Here is a 5,095-nt window from a genome sequence, read left to right on the forward strand (position 1 = left end):
TGTTCTACCAGCATATTGAGCAGCGAATAGCGTATAAAGCCCGAGCCGGTAAGCAGTCCTATCTCCCTCGAAGGCACGGGCAGGGCAAACGAACGCACCAACTTACGCTGCTCATCGCTCAACTGCGGTATGGCCAACTCGGGGATAAAGGTGAGCCCCTTGCCGTTTTCCACGATACGCATAAAGGTTTCTATGCTGCCTAAGTTATAGCTTTTCTTGCTTCGGCTGGCCGCCTTGAGCTGGCAAAACTTCACGAGTTGGTCCCTGAAACAGTGGCCCTCGTCGAGCAACCATAGGAATTCGCCCGTCAGGTCGGCCGGTTTGATGGTCTGATAGTTAAAGAGTGGGTCGCCCTCGGCCACGTAAGCATAGAATTGTTCATAGTAAAGCGAGTGCCAATGAGCAGCGTCAATGCCCTCAACATTGGCCAATATGGCGGCGTCAATGTCGCCCCGAGCCAGTGCCCGTCGCATATCCTCGGTCTTCATTTCGGTGATTCGTATGTCGAGTTCGGGCCTTTGGTTCATCAATTGCGGAAAAAAGCGCGGTACTAAGTAAGGAGCTATCGTGGGCAAGACGCCTATTTGGAACGTGCCAAGGAGCGATTGCTTCTCTTCTTCCACGGTTTCCTTGAGTCGTCGGGCCCTTTGCAGCACCTTCCATGCCTGCTCTATGACGCTCATTCCTGCCTTCGTAGGCTGTATAGGCTGTTGTTTGCGGTCAAAGATCTTCATTCCCAGCTCGTCTTCGAGCTTCTGTATCATCGAACTTAGCGTGGGTTGGGTCACCTCGCAATAGTCGGCCGCCTTGGCAAAGTGCTTAAACCGATAGACGGCAATAATGTATTCCAATTGTTGAAGGGTCATATCCGAATATTGATTTCTTAGAAGTTAGTCTTTTTCAAAGTTACGAAAAAGAATCGAAATGGCAGCCTTTGGCCCGTCAGAATGGGCTTTCTTTTGGTATTTTTTAAAACATCGGCCTCCCGATGGTTTATTTTTTGTTTGGCCAAACCTTTTTTATCATCCTGAAAGCCCATAAATAAAGGGATGCAAAGGGGCTGATAGATTTTTTCAATCGTGCGATAAAAAAAATCTGTTGGCTTGCTTTCGGGGCTTTCCTATCTTTGCAACAAGAAAATTAAAACGCATACATTAACGATTAAAATATAAAGATTATGAATATAGCAATGCCCGTTCTTCCTTACGCAGTCAATGCTTTGGAACCTGTAATCAGTGAGCAAACCATCAATTTTCATTATGGTAAGCACCTCCAAAACTACGTGAATACGCTGGCAAGTCTTGTTAAAGACACCGAACTTGCCGACAAGAGTGTAGAAGAAATCGTGGCCGTGGCACCCGAAGGCCCTATCTTCAACAACGCCGGTCAGGTGCTCAATCACGCTCTTTACTTCCTTCAGTTCAAGTCACCGGTAAAGGATAACGTTCCCTCGGGTCGTTTGTCAGAGGCTATCAATGAGGCTTTCGGCAGCTTTGAGGACTTTAAGCAGCAGTTCGCTCAGGCTTCTACGACGCTCTTCGGCTCCGGTTGGGCATGGTTATCGCAGGACGCCGACGGTAAACTTGTCATCACTAAGGAGGGTAATGGCAGCAATCCCGTGCGCCATGGGCTCAATCCTTTGTTCGGACTTGATGTGTGGGAACACGCTTACTACCTTGATTTCCAAAACCGACGGGCCGACCATATCGCCGCCGCTTGGGACATCGTAGACTGGGATGTGGTAGCTTCACGCTTGAAATAATCAAGTCATTATACTTTAAAAAATAATATTCAATGGAACCAATCATCAATTCACATGCACCTGAATTTAAGGTTCAGGCTTTCCAAAACGGAAGTTTCAAAACTGTAAGTAGTAAGGATATTGAAGGCAAGTGGGCCTTGTTCTTCTTCTATCCGGCCGATTTCACTTTCGTATGTCCTACTGAACTCGAGGATTTGGCTGACCATTACGAGCAGCTTAAGGCCATGGGCGTAGAGGTATTCTCGGTAAGTACCGACACTCATTTCGTGCATAAAGCATGGCACGACGCCTCCGATACCATCAAGAAGATTAACTACACCATGTTAGGTGACCCCACCGGGGTACTCAGCCGTGGCTTTGGTGTGTACAAAGAGGACGAGGGCGTGGCCTATCGCGGTACCTTCCTTGTTAATCCCGAGGGGCTTATCAAGATTGCAGAGATACAAGATAACAGCATAGGTCGTAACGCCGAGGAGCTTGTTCGCAAGGTAGAGGCAGCCCAATTCGTAGCCGACCACGATGGTGAAGTTTGCCCCGCCCGCTGGAAAAAGGGCGCTAAGACCCTCAAACCGGGTATCGATTTGGTTGGAAAAATTTAATATTGGTATGATTCCAAGCCCCCATTGGGGTAGAAAATATAAATTAACGACATAATAAATAGAGAGTCAGGGGAGCAACGTTGTTGACAATGTTGCTCCCCTTTTTTATGGGGTAAAATGAGCGAAGCGGCCCGACCATAAGCTCATAACGCACCCGCTATTTTCTCATGGCTCGTAGCTGATGTTGTCATAGTGGCCCTTTCATCAGGTGAAAGGGCCACTATGAGCCTGCCGAAAGGCTGCTTTGGGAGCGCCAAAGGCCTGCTTTGACATTGTCAAAGCAGGCCTTTGCGCTTATTGTCGGACTAATCTGACCGGTCAGACCGGTCAGACTAGTCCCCCAACTCCTCCCTCAATACTCCGTAATATTCCCCAATTTCTCGAGCTGTAGCTCCTCCGTGGCGCTGCCCAAGAGCCGAGTGAGGGCCTCCAAACTGCCAAAACGGGTCATCGGGCGAAAGGCTTTGGAGCTTATATAGCGCAGCAGGCTGTTCACGAAAGCCTGACCCTCGGGGTAGCGGGCGGCCGCCTCGAGATTGCTCATGCAAAGCAGCAAGCGCCCCTTTCCTATCGAAAACTCCATCACAAGGCCCAATTTGTGGCAGCGCTCTACATTGTCTATCACCTGCACCGTGGGCACAAAAGCCTGCGGCAGGGCGTCAAGCACGAGCGGACGGCTGTGCTTCACGATCGGGAACCACTGCCAATTGCTTCCCTTTTCGGTAGGAAAACCGCCGAACAAGGGGTGCTCGGGACGGGTGAGAATACCCAATGTACCGGGCGACACGGGCTTTTTATTGTTCTCACAAATGGTCTTAAACATGCGATAATTCCAATAATCGGTCTGAAAGAGCGGCCCCACGGTCCTGCAACCCGTGAGCTGCGTGCTGTCGGGCGTCCACAAAACGGTGGCTCCCCGCTCCAGTTTGCGGGCGATACGGGGCGTCATGACCGACGTGCGAATGATCTTCGGCGCCGCCACGGGGGCCAAACTCTTGGCCGGGTACACCCATATTTTATAATGATTCTGCCCCAATCCCGGCTGCGGTTGGCCCGTATCGTCGATAAATCCCAACTCTAACACGAGGCAGGAAGGCCTATCCACGGCACCAAGATCCATGCGCAGGGAATCTACAAAGGTAAGTCCCTCGCCCACAAAGCCCCTGCCCAACGTGGCAAAACCATACTCACGGGCTCGCTCTTTATCGGTAAGTCGGGCGTACATGCCCATGTTGTTCAATGCCGCCCCTCCATAATTGGCCACCTTCACGGCCGCCCTCAACGGCTCATCGCCACGAAAACAAAGGCTGTCGCTCACCAATAACGGCACCACAGGCCCGCAAAACTCACGCCATTCCTCCGCCGTGGTCAGGCCCTTGCTATCCATAAAGGCGTCGAGCATGCCCACATAGGCACTTCCCTGACCCGGATAATCCTGCAAATCGAGCAACTGAAAGCCCGCCATATTGCGTGTACGGAGGTCCATTTCTATATCGGCCTTATACAGTTCAAAGGCCCATCGCCCGCTGGCTTCATGAAAATCCTTGGCCTGATGGCCCATGCCGGCCCGCTCCAAGCGCCGCTTGAACACCTCCATATTGTAGGGATAGAGCACGCCCTTGTACTTTTTTATCTCGTCAAAGTCAGGAAAACTCTGGAATTGTCCGGTCTCATGACTGATGATAGGCACCGTCGCGGCGTCGCAAGCCTTATCGAACTGCCGGCTCGTACTGGGCCTGCTATGATTGAGCAGGCCACCCTCGAAGGCGTCGGCAAAGGAAAAACTGCCCCGGGTATGGGTGTTGTAGCGTCCCCATGCCTCACCTCCTATGCGGCAGGTAGTGAAGTAATCCATGCCGGGTTTCACGCCTTGATAGCCCAAGTAGTAGTTACTGCCAAAGGTAAAGAGCACTCCGGGCGCCAAACGACGGTAGTCATCGACAAAGGATTTCATCTTTTCAATGCTTCCCCACAGCTCATTGCCCAACCCAAACATCACAAACGACGGATGGTCGGCGTAGCTTCGGAGAATGTTCTCGCCCTCTTTGTAAAGGAAACTCATCAGCGTTGAGTCGGCCGCATTGAAGTCGCCCCAGAACGGAAGCTCCGGTTGCAGGTACACACCAAGGCTGTCGGCGGCGTAGAAAGCGGCGTCGGGAGGACACCAAGAGTGGAAACGCACGTGGTTAATGCCGTACTCCTGCAACTTCTTAAGGTAGCTTATCCACGTCGGGCGGTCCATAGGCACGTGGCCGGTGAGCGGCCATACGCAGGCGTCGTGCTTGCCTCGGAGGAACACGGGGTGGCCGTTGGCCGAGAAATGATGGCCTTCGACCCGGAAATTCTTGAACACCGGCGAAATCGTTTGGGGCAACGCAGGCTTCAGATAGGCACAAGCGTTGATATTGGCGATGAATATATGGCCTATGATACCGTTCCAATTGGTTTGCGTATCCTCGGTAGTGGCGTGGCTGCCGGCGTAAACCTGCGCGGGCAAACCGCCGCCGTTGTCGACGATAATGCGCAATTGATAGCGTCCATGGTGCATGATGGGCAGATGGATTTGCTGGGGTGTGGAGATGTCATTACTGCTCCCGACGCGTTGTCCGTCGAGAAATACCTCGGTGGTCTTGGTTCGTTCGAGATAAAGAAAGGTGTAAGTGCCCTGCAGTTCCCAATCTTTCGGCACGTCGAACGTCCGCTCGTAGCAGGCCCTTCCACGGTAAGCATGAAG

The 5,095-nt window shown here is 52.0% G+C and carries 4 protein-coding genes; 2 read left to right on the top strand and 2 right to left on the bottom strand.

Annotated elements, in window-relative coordinates:
* Window positions 1-866, bottom strand: an 866-nt coding sequence (locus VIR50_RS09055; RefSeq protein WP_331934809.1) for a hydrogen peroxide-inducible genes activator, incomplete at its 3' end; no start/stop codon positions are given.
* A 308-nt stretch (window positions 867-1,174) separates the two neighbouring features.
* Between VIR50_RS09055 and VIR50_RS09060 the strand changes: the two genes are divergently transcribed.
* Together VIR50_RS09060 and ahpC are read left to right on the top strand one after the other, a co-directional pair.
* On the top strand, window positions 1,175-1,762 hold the full coding sequence (locus VIR50_RS09060; protein ID WP_331934812.1) for a superoxide dismutase: 588 nt from the start codon (window positions 1,175-1,177) through the stop codon (window positions 1,760-1,762).
* A gap of 32 nt (window positions 1,763-1,794) precedes the next feature.
* Window positions 1,795-2,361 carry an alkyl hydroperoxide reductase subunit C gene (gene ahpC / locus VIR50_RS09065; RefSeq protein ID WP_331934810.1) on the top strand — a complete coding sequence of 189 codons (567 nt, stop codon included), beginning with the start codon at window positions 1,795-1,797 and terminating at the stop codon, window positions 2,359-2,361.
* 352 nt (window positions 2,362-2,713) lie between these two features.
* Here the strand turns inward: ahpC and VIR50_RS09070 are convergent.
* Window positions 2,714-5,095, bottom strand: a 2,382-nt coding sequence (locus VIR50_RS09070) for a beta-glycosidase (protein WP_331934811.1), incomplete at its 5' end; no start/stop codon positions are given.

The organism is Prevotella sp., from assembly GCF_036570325.1.
In the GTDB taxonomy this organism is placed as follows: Bacteria; Bacteroidota; Bacteroidia; order Bacteroidales; family Bacteroidaceae; genus Prevotella.